General features: G+C 60.2%; 19 protein-coding genes. 11 read left to right on the top strand and 8 right to left on the bottom strand.

What is annotated here, in order from left to right; all coding sequences use genetic code 11:
- Window positions 1-43: 43 nt before the first annotated feature.
- The 6 genes from ACQZ6F_RS02375 to ACQZ6F_RS02350 all read left to right on the top strand — a co-directional run bounded on the left by ACQZ6F_RS02375 (window position 44) and on the right by ACQZ6F_RS02350 (window position 4,662).
- Window positions 44-763, top strand: a complete 720-nt coding sequence (locus ACQZ6F_RS02375; protein WP_449092488.1) for an ABC transporter permease — start codon at window positions 44-46, stop codon at window positions 761-763.
- On the top strand, window positions 763-1,500 hold the full coding sequence (locus tag ACQZ6F_RS02370; protein WP_449092487.1) for an ABC transporter permease: 738 nt from the start codon (window positions 763-765) through the stop codon (window positions 1,498-1,500). The genes ACQZ6F_RS02375 and ACQZ6F_RS02370 overlap by 1 nt, the downstream gene beginning before the upstream one ends.
- The gene (locus ACQZ6F_RS02365) at window positions 1,497-2,264 is read left to right on the top strand and encodes an ABC transporter ATP-binding protein (RefSeq protein ID WP_449092486.1); all 768 of its coding nucleotides are present in this window, start codon (window positions 1,497-1,499) and stop codon (window positions 2,262-2,264) included. Before ACQZ6F_RS02370 ends, ACQZ6F_RS02365 begins: the two co-directional genes overlap by 4 nt.
- Window positions 2,265-2,298: 34 nt before the next feature.
- Complete coding sequence (locus ACQZ6F_RS02360) at window positions 2,299-3,156, top strand: transporter substrate-binding domain-containing protein (RefSeq protein ID WP_077468036.1); 858 nt, start codon at window positions 2,299-2,301, stop codon at window positions 3,154-3,156.
- Between the two features lie 263 nt (window positions 3,157-3,419).
- The gene (locus ACQZ6F_RS02355) at window positions 3,420-4,199 is read left to right on the top strand and encodes a hypothetical protein (protein ID WP_449092485.1); all 780 of its coding nucleotides are present in this window, start codon (window positions 3,420-3,422) and stop codon (window positions 4,197-4,199) included.
- Window positions 4,200-4,314: 115 nt separating this feature from the next.
- Window positions 4,315-4,662 carry a hypothetical protein gene (locus ACQZ6F_RS02350; protein ID WP_077468038.1) on the top strand — a complete coding sequence of 116 codons (348 nt, stop codon included), beginning with the start codon at window positions 4,315-4,317 and terminating at the stop codon, window positions 4,660-4,662.
- Here ACQZ6F_RS02350 and ftrA read toward each other — a convergent pair.
- Window positions 4,659-5,663: a transcriptional regulator FtrA gene (gene ftrA / locus ACQZ6F_RS02345; RefSeq protein ID WP_449092484.1), complete on the bottom strand. Its 1,005-nt coding sequence runs from the start codon at window positions 5,661-5,663 to the stop codon at window positions 4,659-4,661. The genes ACQZ6F_RS02350 and ftrA overlap by 4 nt on opposite strands.
- A 117-nt stretch (window positions 5,664-5,780) precedes the next feature.
- Between ftrA and ACQZ6F_RS02340 the strand changes: the two genes are divergently transcribed.
- Window positions 5,781-6,395, top strand: coding sequence for a glutathione S-transferase family protein (locus ACQZ6F_RS02340; protein WP_449092483.1), 615 nt, complete (start codon window positions 5,781-5,783; stop codon window positions 6,393-6,395).
- Window positions 6,396-6,586: 191 nt separating this feature from the next.
- Window positions 6,587-6,952, top strand: coding sequence for a hypothetical protein (locus ACQZ6F_RS02335; RefSeq protein ID WP_234906387.1), 366 nt, complete (start codon window positions 6,587-6,589; stop codon window positions 6,950-6,952).
- 130 nt (window positions 6,953-7,082) lie between these two features.
- On the opposite strand, the gene ACQZ6F_RS02330 is transcribed toward ACQZ6F_RS02335, so the two are convergent.
- The 3 genes from ACQZ6F_RS02330 to ACQZ6F_RS02320 all read right to left on the bottom strand — a co-directional run bounded on the left by ACQZ6F_RS02330 (window position 7,083) and on the right by ACQZ6F_RS02320 (window position 9,370).
- Window positions 7,083-7,514 carry a VOC family protein gene (locus ACQZ6F_RS02330; RefSeq protein ID WP_449092482.1) on the bottom strand — a complete coding sequence of 144 codons (432 nt, stop codon included), beginning with the start codon at window positions 7,512-7,514 and terminating at the stop codon, window positions 7,083-7,085.
- 172 nt (window positions 7,515-7,686) lie between these two features.
- Entirely contained in the window at window positions 7,687-7,908 is a 222-nt protein-coding gene (locus ACQZ6F_RS02325; protein ID WP_449092481.1) for a hypothetical protein, read from the bottom strand.
- A gap of 274 nt (window positions 7,909-8,182) precedes the next feature.
- The gene (locus ACQZ6F_RS02320) at window positions 8,183-9,370 is read right to left on the bottom strand and encodes a helix-turn-helix domain-containing protein (protein WP_449092480.1); all 1,188 of its coding nucleotides are present in this window, start codon (window positions 9,368-9,370) and stop codon (window positions 8,183-8,185) included.
- A 378-nt stretch (window positions 9,371-9,748) separates the two neighbouring features.
- Between ACQZ6F_RS02320 and ACQZ6F_RS02315 the strand changes: the two genes are divergently transcribed.
- The 3 genes from ACQZ6F_RS02315 (at window position 9,749) to ACQZ6F_RS02305 (ending at window position 12,775) form a co-directional block, all read left to right on the top strand.
- Window positions 9,749-10,669 carry an alpha/beta hydrolase gene (locus ACQZ6F_RS02315; protein ID WP_449093123.1) on the top strand — a complete coding sequence of 307 codons (921 nt, stop codon included), beginning with the start codon at window positions 9,749-9,751 and terminating at the stop codon, window positions 10,667-10,669.
- 157 nt (window positions 10,670-10,826) lie between these two features.
- Entirely contained in the window at window positions 10,827-11,873 is a 1,047-nt protein-coding gene (locus ACQZ6F_RS02310) for a P1 family peptidase (protein WP_449092479.1), read from the top strand.
- Window positions 11,874-11,908: 35 nt separating this feature from the next.
- On the top strand, window positions 11,909-12,775 hold the full coding sequence (locus ACQZ6F_RS02305) for a D-amino-acid transaminase (protein ID WP_174074208.1): 867 nt from the start codon (window positions 11,909-11,911) through the stop codon (window positions 12,773-12,775).
- A gap of 30 nt (window positions 12,776-12,805) precedes the next feature.
- Here the strand turns inward: ACQZ6F_RS02305 and ACQZ6F_RS02300 are convergent, their stop codons facing one another.
- From ACQZ6F_RS02300 to ACQZ6F_RS02285, 4 genes are all read right to left on the bottom strand, one after another.
- On the bottom strand, window positions 12,806-13,684 hold the full coding sequence (locus ACQZ6F_RS02300) for a LysR family transcriptional regulator (RefSeq protein ID WP_449092478.1): 879 nt from the start codon (window positions 13,682-13,684) through the stop codon (window positions 12,806-12,808).
- 69 nt (window positions 13,685-13,753) lie between these two features.
- The gene (locus ACQZ6F_RS02295) at window positions 13,754-15,262 is read right to left on the bottom strand and encodes a serine hydrolase domain-containing protein (protein WP_449092477.1); all 1,509 of its coding nucleotides are present in this window, start codon (window positions 15,260-15,262) and stop codon (window positions 13,754-13,756) included.
- Between the two features lie 20 nt (window positions 15,263-15,282).
- Window positions 15,283-16,032, bottom strand: coding sequence for an ABC transporter ATP-binding protein (locus ACQZ6F_RS02290; protein ID WP_174074211.1), 750 nt, complete (start codon window positions 16,030-16,032; stop codon window positions 15,283-15,285).
- Window positions 16,029-16,856, bottom strand: coding sequence for an ABC transporter ATP-binding protein (locus ACQZ6F_RS02285; protein WP_449092476.1), 828 nt, complete (start codon window positions 16,854-16,856; stop codon window positions 16,029-16,031). Before ACQZ6F_RS02285 ends, ACQZ6F_RS02290 begins: the two co-directional genes overlap by 4 nt.
- Window positions 16,857-16,859: the final 3 nt, after the last annotated feature.

The following is a 16,859-nucleotide window of genomic DNA, read 5'->3' as shown; positions in this document are numbered from 1 at the left end:
CGCTCTCTGCGATCGGTAACAACCGCTGCTGCGGGACGACTTCATGAACCAGCCGGGCCTGTTCGAACTTGCTGGCTTCGGTCCGGACGGTTGGGGAAAAATCCTTCTCGCCGGGGCGTGGATGACCATCCTTATCGCCATGTCCGGCTACGCCGTCGGTGCTTGCATCGGCACTTTCGGTGCCTGGGCGAAGATTGCCGGCAATCGCTTTGCGCGCACGGTTGCCGATGCCTACACGACCGTATTGCGCGGTATTCCCGATCTTCTGGTCATCTATCTCTTCTATTTCGGTGGTAGTGCTGTCGTCACGGCGGCCGGCAAGCTTTTCGGTGCGGATGGCTTTCTCGGCTTTCCCGGCTTTCTTGCAGGCTCGCTGGCCGTTGGCGTCACCTCAGGTGCTCAGTTTACCGAGGTGCTGCGAGGCGGCTTCAAGGCGGTGCATCCGGGTGAAATCGAGGCGGCCATCGCCTGCGGCATGCCGCGCGGGTTGCGGCTGCGCCGTATCATCGCGCCGCTGACGCTGCGGCATGCTCTGCCCGGCCTCGGCAATGTCTGGCAGGTCGTCCTGAAGGAATCGGCGCTGGTGTCCATCACCGGTGTCGCCGAACTGCTGCGCCAAGCCCAGGTCGGTGCCGGCTCGACCGGACTGCCATTCGATTTCTACCTGATTGCCGGCGTCATCTATCTGATGATCTCGACCGTTTCGAGCGTCGTCTTTCAACGAGCCGATCGGCATTTGTCGCGTGGCGCGAGGAGACGCTGATGGATTGGTCTTTCCTCGAAGAAACCTTCGTAAGTCTCATCGGAGCGCTCCCCCTGACGATCGAGCTCGCCGCGACCTCGATCTGCCTCGGCATGGTTCTGGCGCTGCTGCTGGCTTTGGCTCGGCTCTCCGGCCTTGCCGTTCTCGATTGGTTTGCGCGCCTCTATGTCTTCGTCTTCCGCGGCACGCCGCTGCTGGTGCAGATCTTCCTGATCTACTACGGGCTTGGCCAGTTTCCCGCTATCCGCCACAGCATTTTCTGGCCGCTCCTGCGCGATCCCTATTGGTGTGCCGTCCTGGCTCTGACCTTGAACACCGCCGCCTATGGCAGCGAGATCATTCGCGGCGGCTTGTTGTCCGTCCCGCATGGTCAGGTTGAGGCGGCGCGTGCCTGCGGCATGCATCGCATCATGCTGTTTCGCCGGATCGTGCTGCCGCTTGCCATCCGCCAGGCGCTGCCGGGCTATGGCAACGAAATGATTTCGATGGTCAAGGCGACCTCGCTTGCCTCCATCATCACACTGATGGAAGTAACCGGCGTTGCTGCCAAGATCATCTCGGAAACCTACCGTGCGATCGAAGTCTTCGTCGTCTCCGGCGCCATCTATCTTCTCATCAATTTCGTGCTGACGCGTCTCATACAGTTTGCCGAATACAGGCTGAGCCCGCACCTGCGTCCTGCTCCCTCCAGTATCAGCTCTACCACCGAGGCAATTGCCGCAGGAGACCCGCAATGACGGCCATGCCAATCGCACTTCGCGTGCGCGACATGCACAAGAGCTTCGGACCTGTCGAGGTTCTGAAGGGTATTTCGCTCGATGCCCTGGAAGGGGATGTCGTCTCCATTCTCGGTTCCTCGGGCTCGGGCAAATCGACATTCCTGCGCTGCATCAACCTTCTGGAGACGCCCGATTCCGGCGAGGTCACAGTAGCCGGCGAAACCATCCGCATGCAAAGCAACGGCCGAGGCGTGCATCGCCCGGCAGACGGCAAGCAGGTCGACCGTATTCGTTCGCAGCTTGGCATGGTGTTCCAGAGCTTCAATCTCTGGTCTCACAAGACCATCCTCGAAAACGTCATCGAAGCGCCGATCCATGTTCAGCGCCGTTCGCGAGCCGAATGCATCGAGGAAGCGGAAGCCTTGCTGGCCAAGGTCGGCATTGCCGAGAAGCGCAATTTTTATCCGGCGCATCTGTCGGGTGGCCAGCAGCAACGCGCCGCCATTGCCCGCGCGCTTGCCATGCGCCCGAAGGTGATGCTCTTCGACGAGCCCACATCGGCGCTCGATCCGGAACTGGTCGGCGAAGTCCTGCGCGTGATGCGCGCACTGGCCGAGGAGGGGCGCACCATGCTCGTCGTCACGCACGAGATGGGCTTTGCGCGCGATGTCTCCAGCCGGGTCATCTTCCTGCACAAGGGCGTGGTCGAGGAAGACGGCAAGCCGCAGGACGTCTTTACCGGCTCGCGCTCGGAGCGCTTTCGCCAGTTCATCAGTCAATGACAGTCAAACTCAATCAAAAAAAGGGAACTTAATGATGAAATATCTTACAGGGATTTTGGCGGCCGTGATGATGGTCGCCACGCTTGCCGTCTCAACGGTTGCGCGCGCGGAAGAGAAGAAATGGACGCATGTGACGATCGCGACCGAGGGTGCATTCCGCCCATGGAACTTCACCAAGCCGGACGGCACTCTGGATGGCTATGAAATCGAGCTGATCAAATATCTCTGCGACCACATGAAGGTCGAATGCACGACGGTCATCCAGCCCTTTGACGGCATGATCCCGGCGCTCAACGCCGGCAAGTTCGATGCGATCATTTCGGGCATGTCCGCCACCGCCAAGCGCGAAGAGGTTATTGCCTTCAGTGATTCCTATGGCACGACAGGCCAGACCTTTGCGACGCTGAAGGACTCTCCGCTTGTCGATCTGCCGCTGAAGGGCGAGGTCTTTTCGCTGGCGACGGATGAGCCCGGTGCGGCTGCCGCCGTGAAGAAACTTGAGCCGTTGCTCAAGGGCAAGACGATCGGTGTGCAGACGGCTTCGATCGCGGCAACCTTCCTCGACAAGTACTTGAAGGGCGTTGCCGACATTCGCGAATACAAGACCACCGAGCAGCACGACCTGGACCTTAAAGCCGGCCGCGTTGATATCATCATGGCGTCCATGGCCTATCTCTCGACGGCAGCGGCAAAGCCGGGCAACGAGGACATGACTGTCGCAGGTCCGCGCTTCCAGGGCGGCCTTCTCGGTCGCGGCAGCTCGGTCGGCCTGCGCAAGGACGATACGCAGTTGAAGGCGATGTTCAACGATGCGATCGCGGCTGCCAAGGCCGACGGCACGATTGCAAAGCTGTCGGCCAAGTGGTTCGGTTTCGACGTTACACCGAAGTAAGACCTTCCTCGGCAAGATCAAATCGCGGTACCGGACGGCTTGTTCGGTACCGCGCGGCGGATGGCTGTTTCATGGCGTGAGAGTTGCACTACCCCATGTTCAGCAACATGATTTCCCACAAACTCCACCGCATGGAAACATTCGGACACCATCGAAACCAGACAATCGAATAGATCAGCACCGAGGGCCATTCTCTTGCGGAGTTCGATCGTCGAATGCTTTTTACAAATCCATGGCGACGAGAACAATTAAGCCACGTCGTCGTGACGACCTTTCATGAAAAGGGCTATCGCGACTACGGCAAGAAGTGCATCGAGACATTTCTCCGAAATTGGCCGAAGGACATCGCTTTGGTTGTTTATGCCGAGGATGTCGATGTCGAGGAGAAAGATCGCCGGCTGCTGGTGTTCAACCAAAGTGAGGAATTGCCGCTGTTGCGCGATTTTCGCGCGGCCTATGGCGAGAACTTGCAGGCCAATGGCTTTCGGCCTGTGCGCAACGGCCTGATGCGTGATTTTCGCTGGGATGCGGTCCGCTTTTCCAACAAGGTGTTTGCGGTGGCCGACGCTATCAGGCGGTACCGGACCACGGTCGATCAATTGATATGGCTTGACGCCGATACGGTTACCCACCGGGAGCTTCCCAGAAGCTTCATCGATGGATTGGCGCCGCGCGGCAACCAGCTTGCTGCCTATCTGAACCGTCGAATATATCCGGAATGCGGGTGGGTGGCCTATAATTTGCGCCATCCGGCGCTCTTGAGCTTCGTGGACCGTTTCGAAGGCGCCTATTCCTCCGGCTATTTCCTGAATTTGAAAGAAAGCCATGACAGCTTCGTTTTCTGGAAAGTGCTCCAGCAGATGGAGCTTGATCAGGAAGCCCAATTCAAGCGCCTTGGATCATGTCTGACGAAGACACACGTCTTCATCAACAGTGCTCTTGGCGGATACATGGATCATCTCAAGGGCGATCGGAAAGCGGCCGGAAAGAGCCGCAAGCGCGATTTGAAATGGTACCGGCGCGAGGCGTGGTGGCAATGGTGACGATCGGGCGTGTCAGGGAGGATTTGTCCTCTCACGCCGATAACGACAGGCTGCGAAATGATTGTCATTTCAGGAGCGTGGCTCTAATTTAAGTCGCAATAAGGAATCCGGGTGCATGTACGACGATTCGGTTCTGCCGACAGATGTAGCAGTGGTGCTTGGGTTGGTATGCAACATCATTGCTCCGCTCTTCGCCTTTTGGGCGGCAGGGCAACTTCCTCGTGGTCGGCTGATCTTTCATGCGATTGCCTCTGGCGTGATCCTAATTTCGCCCTTCCTCGCAATGTTCCTCAGTTTGTCCGACCTGATTCCGGATGACGAAGAGCCTCCGGGAACGCGGTTCGTGTTTCTGCCGCTGATCTTTGAGGCCGCCATTATCCTGCTGCTATATTTTCTGGCCGGAGCGATGCTTCTGTCAAAATCGCTTCATTCTGCAGTCGCGAGCTGGAGGAGATCTCTCTAATCTGCGGCGGCAGTAGGGTATTGTGGTCCCGGCGCACCCTTTCCAGCATGGAAACGCGATCGATATGCGATCGGCGATAGCCCGACATCGGCGCGGAAATGATTGCGGAAATTCGTGGCAGTTCCCAGGCCGGTATGAGCCGCAATGGCTGAGACCGATAATGTCGTTTCCTCCAGAAGCTCTCGTGCCCGGGCAAGACGTTCGTTCTGAAGCCACTCTCCGGGTGCCGTGCCCGTTGCTTCGCGGATATGTCGATGAAGGCTACGCAGGCTCACACGCGCTTCATCCGCCATGCGTTGAATGGACCATTGTTCCGCGAGATTAGCGCGGATCATGTCCAGCAGTGCTGATAGCCGGGTCGCCGAACGCTGCACCACAGGTCTTTCGATGAACTGTGCTTGTCCGCCCTCCCGGTGGGCGGCGACCACGAGACGCCGGGCCACGCTATTGGCTGCCTTCATCCCGAAATCCTTCCGGACCACATGGATGCAAAGATCGAGCCCGGCGGCGCTACCTGCCGATGTCAAAATGCCTTCGTCATCGACATAAAGGGCATGCGGTTCGACATTGATGTTGGGATAGGTCGCGGCAAGTCTGGCTGCGTGGTGCCAATGCGTGGTTGCCCGCCTGCCGTCAAGCAGACCGGCCCGGGCGAGCACAAAGGCGCCGCCGCAGATCGAAACGATCCGGACACCTTTGGCATGTGCCGTCTTCAACGCCTGCAGAAACAACACCGGCACGTCGGCATCGGGTCCGCGCCAGCCGGGAATGATGATGGTATCAGCTCGATCGAACAGTTCCAGTCCGCCATCGGGATCGAGAAGCAAGCCACCTGCACCCCGAATCGGTCCCGGCTCTATCGCCGCCGTCATGCAGCGGTACCAGCCGGGTCCCATCTCCGGTCGGGACAGTCCAAACACTTCGAATGCACATCCGAATTCGAAAGTGCAGAGCCTGTCATAGGCGACAATGACGATCAGCGGGTTCGCATGTTTTGGCATGATCCTTTCGATAATGGCTATTTCGGCCACTGGCAAGGACGATCCATCCCCGGGTAATATCCGTCATCGGACCAAGTCCGATCCAAACGGTTGCGCAAAGGGATCGCGGTGACGGATATGAGACTGATCGGAATGCTGGATTCGCCCTATGTCCGACGCGTGGCAATCTCGCTCAGGATGCTGGACATAGAGTTCGTGCACGAACCCCTTTCCGTCTTCAGCACGTTCGAGGCTTTTGCCGCCGTGAACCCGGTCGTAAAGGCGCCGTCACTTGTTACCGACGACGGCATCGTCTTGATGGATTCGAGCCTGATCCTTCAGCATGCCGAGCGTTTGGCCGCACCGGGACGCAACCTCATGCCCAGCGATCCGGGAGAGCATACACGCTCGCTACGCATCATCGGACTTGCGCTTGCGGCATGCGAGAAGTCGGTGCAGATCGTCTATGAGCACAATCTCCGTCCTCCGGAGAGGCAGCACCAGCCCTGGCTCGATCGCGTCCATGCGCAGGTCGCGGCGGCCTATCGAATGCTCGAGGCGGAAATGCCGCAAACCGATGCTTGGATTTTTGGCGCTGGTCCGATGCAAGCTGATATCATGAGTGCGGTGGCAGTTCGATTTACCCGGGAAATGCTGCCGCATGTCCTCGGCGTCGAGGAATATCCGCGCCTTTACGCGCTTTCCGAACGAGCCGAGGCGACAGACGCGTTCCGCGCCTTCCCCTCTAGCTGATGCCGACGGATTTAAACGTGTTGGCACGGAATTGATCCATTCTGTCGCGAAGCAATCTGGATGGTGGCTGCTTCCACATGACGGCAAAAGGATCGGAATTTTTGTTGCGCGTTCAGGCGGAGTTCAGGCGAGCCGTCGTATTGCTACCCCGTCCGATGGACAAAAATGGGGGTAAGGGAATGTTGGAACGATTGGTACGATTCTCTCGCGTTGCCCTGGTCGGGGTTGCCGCGATGCAGCTGATGACCTCGGCCGCGATGGCGCAATATTATGGTGGCGACGACGATTACAGGCCGCCACGGTGGCAGCGCGACCAGGGTCGGGATTGGGATCGCCCGCCACCGAGAGGCTGGGACCGGGACCGTGACCGCGGTTGGGATCGAGATCGCGGTGGTTGCGACCGGGGCGAACTCATGCGCGCGGCACGTGCGGAAGGTTTCCGGCGCATCGATTCGGTTCAAAGCGACGGTCGACGCATTGTCGTTCGCGGCTGGAATGACGGTGGCCCCGATCGCATGGTTTTCGCCAACCGGCGCGGCTGCCCAACTCTGCGCTAACGCCGGAGCTATACTGAAAGCGGAGGTCGATCGCAGTCGGCCTCCGCTTACTTTGGATTGATATGTCTCTCGACTGTCTGGAGCGGTCTGCTGGCTGTTGCTTCTCGGCTGCAGCTTTACATCGTTGCGCTTACGCGACGGAACAGGCGGTCTCTGCAAGATCGGCGGCGTCGGATTCGGTTGGCACACGGGTGCCACCATCCTGCTGCCGGACAATGAATTGCCAGGTCACGCCCCAGGCATCCCGGACCCGATTGCCCGGTTCCTCGGAGCCATCTTCGGCCAACGCAATTTGCAGACAATCTGCCTCAACCTGGGTCTCGCACTCGATGGTGACCGTGCAATTGTGCTCGGAACGATCCAGCGGGCCGGCCTCGAAACCCATATAGGGGCGATTGCCGAGCGTGAAACCTGCGAATTTGGCGCTGCCAGCCGGACCGTTCGGATCGCTGGTGAGGATGTTCGAAACCCAACCGATCGCGGAACCGGGGATCAGCGATGTGTAAAATTCAATCGCCGATTCCATGTCCTGCCGGAACCAGAGATGTTGCCTGACCTTCATCATTTCTCTCGTCTTTATTCTCTCATTCGGATGGCGGTTGCCGGCCATCCATCAAAAAAATCCATGTCGCCGGTGGACCGCCTTCTATCGAGCGGTGGCACCGGCGGCATGGCTGAAGAACTGCCCAGACCGTTCGTGCTCACCCCTGCGGAGCACCGACGGACACGCAACACTATTTCTCGGCAACTCTACCAGCGAGAGCCATCACGTAATCGTCCGCAATATCCGCCAAGCTCAAAGCGACTTCTGGTTCATTCCAGCCCGCAGCAAGCGCCACCTGTACGAAATCGCGAAACGCTACCGCGAGTACTTCTTCACGCTCGACGGTGCGATAGGAATCGCTCGTGGAATGTTGCGGCTTGCTGATCCGTACTGTCTGGCGGGTAGATACCATCGGTGTGTTCCCTAAAACTCGCCTTGGTGCACGCAGAGCACATTCGCCATGCACGTGAGGCTTGGTGTCCGAACGATTATTCGTTTCATTTTTAATAAGTTACGAGCTAGCTGTCGTTAGCCACGCATCCGGAAACTTGCAGCAGCGTCCATTTTCGCAACTGCTGAAGTGTGCCTCCGCGCCTTTGCTTGGAATGAGATGCGACGTACTCTCCCCTGGCGTGCGAGCGCTTAATCTTGCACGTATCCAGGCAAGGGGTCGAATTTTGATGATTTTAACGGCTATGGCCGAGCGTTCGCAGCCACTCGTCGAACGGGTGCGCGCTGCCGGCTGATGCCTGCGACGCCGCGTGCCTGAGATAGGGCGAAACGGTAAGGTTTCGCGCTTCACGAGGGCTGTAGCCGAATTCCTTGCTGAATGCCCGGCTAAAGTGCGCGGCCGAGGAGAACCCGACCGCAAAGGCAATATCGATGATCTGCTCCCGATTGGAGGGGTCGCTGAGCGAGGCATGCGCGGATAGCAGACGGCGCCGCTGAATATAATGATGAACGCCGCCCTCCTGTTCGAACACCTGATACAGCCTGGTGCGCGATATGCCGAGTTCTCGGCATATGCGTTCCACCGTCAGGTCTTCCGAGGAAAGATTGCTCTCGACGAACCGTCGCACCCGTTCCGTCAAGGCGAGTATGCTGTGTTGCTCCGTGCCCGCCGATTGTGCGGCCGAAGATGCAACGCAAGCGACGATCATGTCGCGGACCGTCTGGACCACATGCGGCAAATCTGCCGCGATAAAATGCGTAAGGTTGGCCTCGATGATATTCAGATACTCGATAAGGAGCTTGGTGAGGGTTCCCGAGAGAACGATATTGTTCTTGATCTCGACCGAGGCGGGAACATCAAACAGCAGAGTGCGCGGCAGGATGAGCGACAGGACTTTCGCCTCCGTGGCACGCCCTCTAAATGGGTGTCCCAGGGATCGTAGCTGAATTTTGCCCGGCTCACCTTCGGAAACCAGACCATCGACCTCAGTCCATGTCCGGCCGCTGCGCAGCACCGAAATGTGCCAGTGATCGATAAGGTCTGATTTCACCTTCGCCTGCGAGCGCATGTAGCTATGGGGCGGTGCGGCGTGCTGAAAAATCAGCATTCCGCCGAGATTCCACGCTGTATGATCGGCAACAAATCCGGCTTCCTGTGAGGTATTGTCAGGCATGCGAGTGTCGACGAGGGGCGCCACGTAGCCTCGCCACGCGGCGAATTGTTCGACGGCATCGAAATCTCGGGTCGAAAACAGCAATGGCTTCAAGGCAGGTGGCGGTGGGGGCTCGTCGCTGGCAGGCCGTGTCGGCCGGGGAAAGCGGCGTCGTTCGCCCTGCACGGGCTTGCGATCCTCGTGCCGTGCTTCATCTTTTGCTTCGGTTGCCGCGGAAGCGGATCGTTCCTCGCATCGAAAGTCAGGCAATCCGGTCTCCTCAGATACCACCGGGACGGAGCAAGAGCATCGCCATCCAATATCCGCCCACTATCCCGGCGGTAGACTATGCTCCGCCTCGATGGAATATGTCCCTAATATTACCCCAAACCATGCTCCCGGGAGAGGCGCAGGTCCGACTCCGGGACTTTTACCATGCTAAAGCATTCATTTGCAGCGTATTTCTGAAAAGGCAAGCCTCACTGCCTCTCAACTTGTTGTTCCCATAGGGATTACCCCGAAGCCGGCGCACTCAGCGCCAAACACATTGCCGCCATATGGTGATGCTTGGAAGATCAGTGATCTCTCGACGCAGAGCTGTAGACCGCAGTGTCTGTTGGAATAGGATGTTAAGGCCTTAAAATCATGATGATGGATCGACGCTCTTTCCTGATTGCCACCGCCTTTGCAACGCTTTCCACGACGGTGCGGGCCGCGTCATCGAATTCAATGATCCAACTATGGCCTGGGCAGCCTCCGGGCGGCGGTGGGCCAACCGGCCCTGTGCAGAGAAACGACAAGGGTGCGGTCAGCAACATAGCTGCGCCGGGCCTGGAGGTTTTCGCGCCCGAAAAGCCGAATGGTGCCAGCATGTTGATTGCGGCTGGCGGTGGCTACAAGCGCATCGAGCTCGGTAACGAAGCCTATCCGGCTGCTCGCTGGTTGGCGGCGAAGGGTATCACCGCCTATGTCCTGACCTATCGCCTGCCGCCCGAAGGGTGGGAGAATGGCCCCTTGGCACCGCTTCAGGACGCGCAACGTGCAATGCGCATCATACGCACCGAAGCTGCACGGCGTGGGCTGGATTCATCGCGCGTCGGCGTGCTTGGGTTTTCTGCCGGTGGCCACCTGCTTGGTCTTGCGGCCACCCGATCGGCTTTTGCGTCCTACCAGGCCACCGATGCGATCGACGATCAGTCCGCACGTCCCAGTCTGGCTTCCCTGATCTACCCGGTCATCACACTGAAGCCGCCTTACGACCATACCTCGACCCGCCGCTCGTTGATCGGCAGTCACCCGGATGCTGAAGCCAGCGCGGATTGGTCCGTCGAGACGCATGTCCGCTCCGGTTGTCCGCCCGTCTTTCTGGCGCAGGCCGAGGACGATCCGATTTCCGATCCGGCAAATACGCTCATCATGGCTGACGCCTGCCGCAAGGCCGGCATTCCCGTGGAGCTTCACCGGTTGCCCAGTGGCGGCCATGGGTTCGGCATGGGAAAGCCGGGCACACCAACCGCCGATTGGCCGGGCTGGTGGGAGCAATGGTTGCGCGGCAATCGTTTCCTGTAGTGAGAGCTCTTGGCGCCGGCACGGACACTGATCAGCGTCTCGCGCCGGAACGCGCCGTATCCTTCTTTGCAAAGCCGGTCTGAAACTATTCCGTTTTTGTTATGCCTTCCGGCTGCGCGGCAGAGTAATGTCCCGCTATCTTTATGAGGCATGAGTAATGGACCAGAAGCGCCATAGAATCCGTGAGCTTGGCTTTGCGCCCGGGCATTTCGCGCCGGGCCCGCTAAACGCGATCACCGATGTCGACGGCCTGCGCGTCGGGCATGTCTCATGCCATGAAGGCGAGCGCACGCGCACGGGCGCAACGGCGATCCTGCCGCATGGCGGCAATCTGTTCCAGGACAAGGTCCCGGCCGGATTTGCAGTCTTCAACGGCTTCGGAAAGTTTGCCGGTTCCACGCAGCTCGTCGAGCTTGGCGAGATCGAGACGCCGATCGTGCTGACCAATACGCTGGCGGTCGGGCGAGGCATCGAAGCCGTTGTGCATCATACGCTTGCACAAGCAGGCAATGAGAAAGTGGTGTCGATCAACGCGGTGGTTGGAGAGACCAACGATTCTCGCCTCAACGATATCCGCGCGGCCCGCCCGAGCGTCGAGGAAATTCTGCTGGCGATCGATACCGCGGCGTCAGGCCCGATCGAGGAGGGGGCCGTCGGCGCCGGAACCGGGACGGTCGCCTTCGGCCTGAAGGGTGGCATCGGAACCAGCTCGCGCTTCGTGCCGGTCGGCGGCGAGACCTATCGGCTCGGCGTTCTCGTCCAATCGAACTACGGCGGTCGCCTTATCGTCGCCGGGCGCGATTATGCGGCGTTAAGCGAGCACGACAAGGATGGCTCCATCGTCATCGTGCTCGCGACCGATGCTCCGCTCTGTCCGCGCAATCTGGAGAGACTGGCGCGCCGCTGCTTCGGCGGTCTTGCCCGCACCGGCGCGGCGCTAAGCAATGGTTCGGGTGACTATGCGCTCGCCTTTTCGACGGCCGAGGCGGTGCGGCGTACTCCGGAGCGGCGCAAGGGCGTGAGTGCGATCCCGACATTGGGCAACGATGCCGTCTCGCCGTTGTTCGAAGCCGCGATCGAAGCCACGGAAGAGGCAATCCTCAATTCTCTCGCCATGGCAACCACGACGAAGGGCTTCAACGCCGCGACCGGCAAGAATTCGACTGTCGATGCCATAGATCTTCCCCATCCAGCTCATCGCTGACCGTCATTTCCCAGCTCGCACACTACGGAGTTTCCATGTCTGCCCCGACGATCCGCACCGTCTATCTCAATGGTGCCTTTTTGCCCGAGAACGAGGCACGCCTGTCCATCTTCGACCGGGGTTTCCTGTTCGGCGACGGCATTTACGAGGTCACTGCAGTGCTGGATGGCAAACTGATCGACAGCGCCCTGCACATGGCCCGGCTGGAGCGTAGCGTTGGCGAGATCGGCGGCCGCTTGCCCATCACGACCGACGAGATCGTGGCGATCGAGAAGCGCCTCGTCAAAGAAAACCAGCTTGTCGAGGGGATGGTCTATCTCCAGTACACGCGCGGCGCGGAGGATCGTAACTTCTTCTATTCCGACAATTTGCAGCCGACGTTGGTGCTTTTCACGCAAGCAAAGACGCTCGAACATGTTGCCGCCGTGGAAAAAGGCCTCAAGGTGAAATCCATGCCGGATCAGCGTTGGGCGCGACGCGATATCAAGAGCGTCGGCCTGCTGCCGCAGGTGCTGGCCAAGCGCGCCGCCAAGGCAGAGGGCTTCGATGAAGCCTGGCTGGTCGAGGACGGTATGGTGACGGAAGGCGCGTCGTCTACGGGTTACATCGTGACGCGCGACGGCCGCATCATCACGCGCGCCAATAGCCATGCGACCCTGCCGGGATGCACGAGGCGTGCCGTCCTTGATCTGGCATACGAAGCGGGCCTAGTGCTGGAGGAACGGCCATTCTCGGTGGAAGAGGCGAAGGCGGCTGCCGAGGCCTGGCTGACAAGCGCTTCGAATTTCATCGTTTCCATCACCAATATCGACGGAGTTGACGTCGGGAACGGGACGCCCGGACCGATGTTCAAGCGCCTGCGCACCCTCTACATGGAAAACGCGCGGCGCACCGCGATCTGAGCTGCCGCAAGGGTCGTCCGATCGTCGGGATCAGTCCAGCATCGACCAGATGCGCCCGACGATCGGACGGCGATTTTCGCGCGAGCGATAGAGGCGGATTTCCACGTCTATATTCCATTCCGGATCGGCGGCATGCACGAGCCGGCCATCGGTAAGCTCGGCGCTGACAAGGCTTTCCGGGATCCAGGCAAGCCCGAAGCCGGCTGCGACCATGCCCTTCAACCCCACGGACATGCTGCCGACATGCACGCGGTTTTCCGTGGGCAGTCGCTCGCCGATAACCCCCGCGACCAATTGCCCGAAGAAGGATGTCTTCTGGTAGCTGACATGGCAGAAGCCGGGTTCGATACGATGCAGCGGCGTGCCATCCGCATTCGCGGCGCTGACCGGCAGGATGGTTTCCCGGCCGAGTGTGCGATGTTCGAATTGCGGATCGAGCAGCATCGGCACGTGCAGGTGCTGATACGTCAGCAGGAAATCGCAGTCCCCATCGATGAGTGAGTTCAGGTTCTCCTCCATGGTGCCGGAGTCCGGCCGCATGTGCGAGACGATGGGGCCGGTGCGTGCGTTAAGCCGGCTTAGCCAATCGGGAAAGAAGGTGAAGGATAGGGTATGCAGCGCCGTCACGGTCACGGTGCGCGCATCGGTGCCGTCCTCGTGCTGAAGATTGCGTCGTGCCTGGTAGAGCGCCTGCAAGGTCTGCTCGGCCACCGGCACGAAGCGTTCGCCCGCAGCAGTCAGCCGTGACGGATAGGTGGCCCTGTCGATCAGGCTCGCGCCCACCCAGCCCTCCAGCTGCCGGATGCGGCGGCTGAAGGCTGATTGCGTCACATGGCGTTCGTCGGCGGCCTTGGAAAAGTTCAGCGTCCGCGCCAGCGCCAGAAAATCTTCAAGCCATTTGACTTCCACTCGAAGCTCCCGAAAGAAACCGGCTATCAAAGCCGGGTTCTCCTTGGCCCGAATGGGCCGGGAATGCAATCAGCTTGCGCGGCGATATTCGATCATTCTGGCGCGGGCAAGCACCAGTTCCAGCCGATCCGCGCCGAGGAGATTGAGGCAGACCCGCTTGGTCCAGGGACCGTCCTTGAGGGTGAACAGGAAGCGTCCGCAGCCGAGCGCCTGCAGCGGCATATGATGGCGCACCGGGCCGACACCCATGATGAGGCTGCCATTGTCGATCTCGAAGCTGGCACCTTCCGAAGAGCTCCACACACCGGAGAGGGAAGGCGGCACGGCCTGCTCCTCCACAGGCAGGAACCGCCGCTCGGCGTGCCCGACCTCTCCAACGATTGCCTCACCCTGCATGGTCAGGCGCATCGGCGAGGAGGCTGAGCGCGAGGAAACCCATGATCCCTCATCCTCATATACAGTTTCGTCGGCATCGAGATAGGTCACCGTGCTGCCGGCGACCTTGATCCACCAGGGTCCACTCTCCGTCACATAGGTACCGTCACGCAGGGTCGTCGAGGCGCGTGGCAGGGCTTCGCCCGTCAATGCTGCCATGGATTCGAGAGCGATCTTGTGGCCGTTGGTATCCTCGCGGTTCGACACTACGACGAAGCCGGTTTTCCGAATGGGGTCGAGCAGGAAGTAGCTCTTGTAGCCGGGATGCGAGCCGCCGTGGCCGATGAGGGAGCGCTCTCCCAACAGGGTGCGGCGTAGGCCAAGGCTGTATCCGCTCGGTCTGCCATCGACGAGATGCCGTGGTGCCGAGAGCTGTTCCAGTACTCCCGAAAAGGAGCCGTTGCCGCCGAGGAGGCCAATCAGCCACTTGGCGAGGCTTTCGCCACTGCCGGTCATGCTGCCGGAGGCGGAAATATGCAGCCCGGCCGCCGAAAGTTGCCAACGCTCGCCGTCGCGCCAGTATCCCGGCACCAAGCCGATGACTGGATCGTTCCAGACTTCAGGAGCGTCGAATACAGCACCCGTTTGCGCACCCAGCTGGCGAATATAGTCGCGAAAGAAAGCACCACAGCGCTCAAGTGCGGCTTCCACGAGCCGGTAGCCCGTGTTGGAATAGGAAATCTCGGTTCCGGCCTCATAATTCAGTCGCGTCTGGCGGGCGAGGAAATCGAGCAGGGGGCCTGCTTTGGTCTCCGTATAGACGGACAGACCAAGCAGCGACAGGCATTCGCGCGTGTCAGGCAGACCGCCGCTCATGTCGAGGGCGCGGCCGATAGTGACGTCGCGAAGCGGCGACTGCAGCTCAGGCAGATGCAGCCCGAGTGGGTCATCGAGACCGATCTTGTCGGAATGGGCGAGCACCATGGCGCAGAAGGCATGTTTCGTCACCGAGGCATAGCGGACGACGCTGGCCGTAGTGAAGGGGGCGAGCGTCGAGAGACTTTCAACACCGCCGGCCTCGGCAAAGCGAATGCCATCAGCATCAAAGCCGATGACTGTGCCGCCCGGCTCATCGTTTCGCCAATCTTGCGCGAATTGGGCGGCGCGCGCCTGCGCGGCCTTCCAGTTTCCCATTTCAGACATGCATGCCTCGCAAATGCAGATTAGACCGGTTCGGCTTCCTCGAACTCGATGCTCAGACGGCGCAGTTCCTGCGTATGAGGGTGGGTGACGTTGCCGCGCCGTAGATCGTCGGCCGTGACCTGCTCTACCATCTGGCCGTCGATCATGACGCCGACCTCGGTACAGAGATGGGCGATCACGCCGAGATTATGGCTCACCATCACATAGGTAAGTTTCCGCTCGACACGGAGATCGGAGAGCAGGTTGAGGATCTCGGCCTGAACCGAGACATCGAGCGCGCTTGTCGGCTCATCGAGCAGGAGGATTCTGGGGTCGGCGATCAGCGCCCGAGCGATGGCGACGCGCTGGCGTTGGCCACCGGAAAGCTGGTGTGGGTAGCGAAAGCGCGCGCTCTGCGGCAGCGCCACATCCGAAAGTGCCCTGGCGATGCGCTGGTCGACATCGCCCATGCGGTGGACCAGCGGCAGCTCGCTCAGAATGCGGTCGATCGTCTGGCGTGGATGCAGGGAACCGTAGGGGTCCTGAAAAACCATCTGCACCTTGCGGAAGAAATCCGGCGTCCGATGCTGCGGAGCAGCTTCGCCGCCAAAGGCGATGCGTCCCATCCAGCTGGTGTTGAGGCCGGCCATGGCACGCAACACGGTCGATTTGCCGGAGCCGCTTTCGCCGACGATGCCAAAGCTGCCGCCTTCCTCGACCTTGAAGGAAACACCCTTGACCACTTCACGCTCACCGAAGCGGATGCGCAGATTGTCGATCTCTATCGTCATTTCAGCCACTCCGGGTCACGCTCGAGAATGGGCAGCCGCTCTTTCGGGTGCGTGAGCGAGGGGATGCAGTTCAGCAACCCGCGCGTATAGGGATGGGCTGCAGATAACAGCTCCGATGCCTGCAACTCCTCGACGACTCGCCCGGAATACATGACCGCCACCCGGTCGCAGAAATGCGAGACGAGCGGCAGGTCATGGCTGATCAGCATCAATCCCATGGAGCGCTCGGAGACAAGCTCCTCGATCAGCCGCAGGATCTCGGCCTGCACCGTCGCGTCCAGCGCACTGGTGGGTTCGTCGGCGATCAGCAGTTCCGGATCGGGAGCGAGCATCATCGCGATCATGACGCGCTGGCCCATGCCGCCGGAGACTTCATGCGGATAGGAAGCTGCGACTGCTTTCGGATTGCGGATCTTGACCTGCTCCAGCAGATTGGCGGCAGCTTCCGCTGCCTCCCGGCGACTGCCGCCCTTGTGCGTGCGCCATGACTCGGCAACCTGATTGCCGATGGTCTTCACCGGATTCAGCGAGTATTTCGGGTCCTGCAGGATGAAGCCTGCCCGTTTGCCGCGGATGGTGCGCATCTGCTTTTCGCTGGCCGACACGATGTCGATGCCGTCGAAGGAAAGCTTGTCGGCCTCGATGCGGGTCTGCCTTGGCAGGAGTTTCATCAGTGCGCGCGCCGTCAGGCTTTTGCCCGAACCGCTTTCGCCGACGATGCCAAGCTTTTCGGCACCGAGGCGCAGCGACACGCCCTTGACGGCTGGGGCAAAGCCGGTGCGTGTCTTGAAGCCGATGCGCAGATTGTCGATCTCGACCAGCATGGA

The sequence above is a fragment of the Rhizobium sp. A22-96 genome, from assembly GCF_053521805.1.
This window is presented reverse-complemented; position numbering and strand designations above follow the sequence as displayed.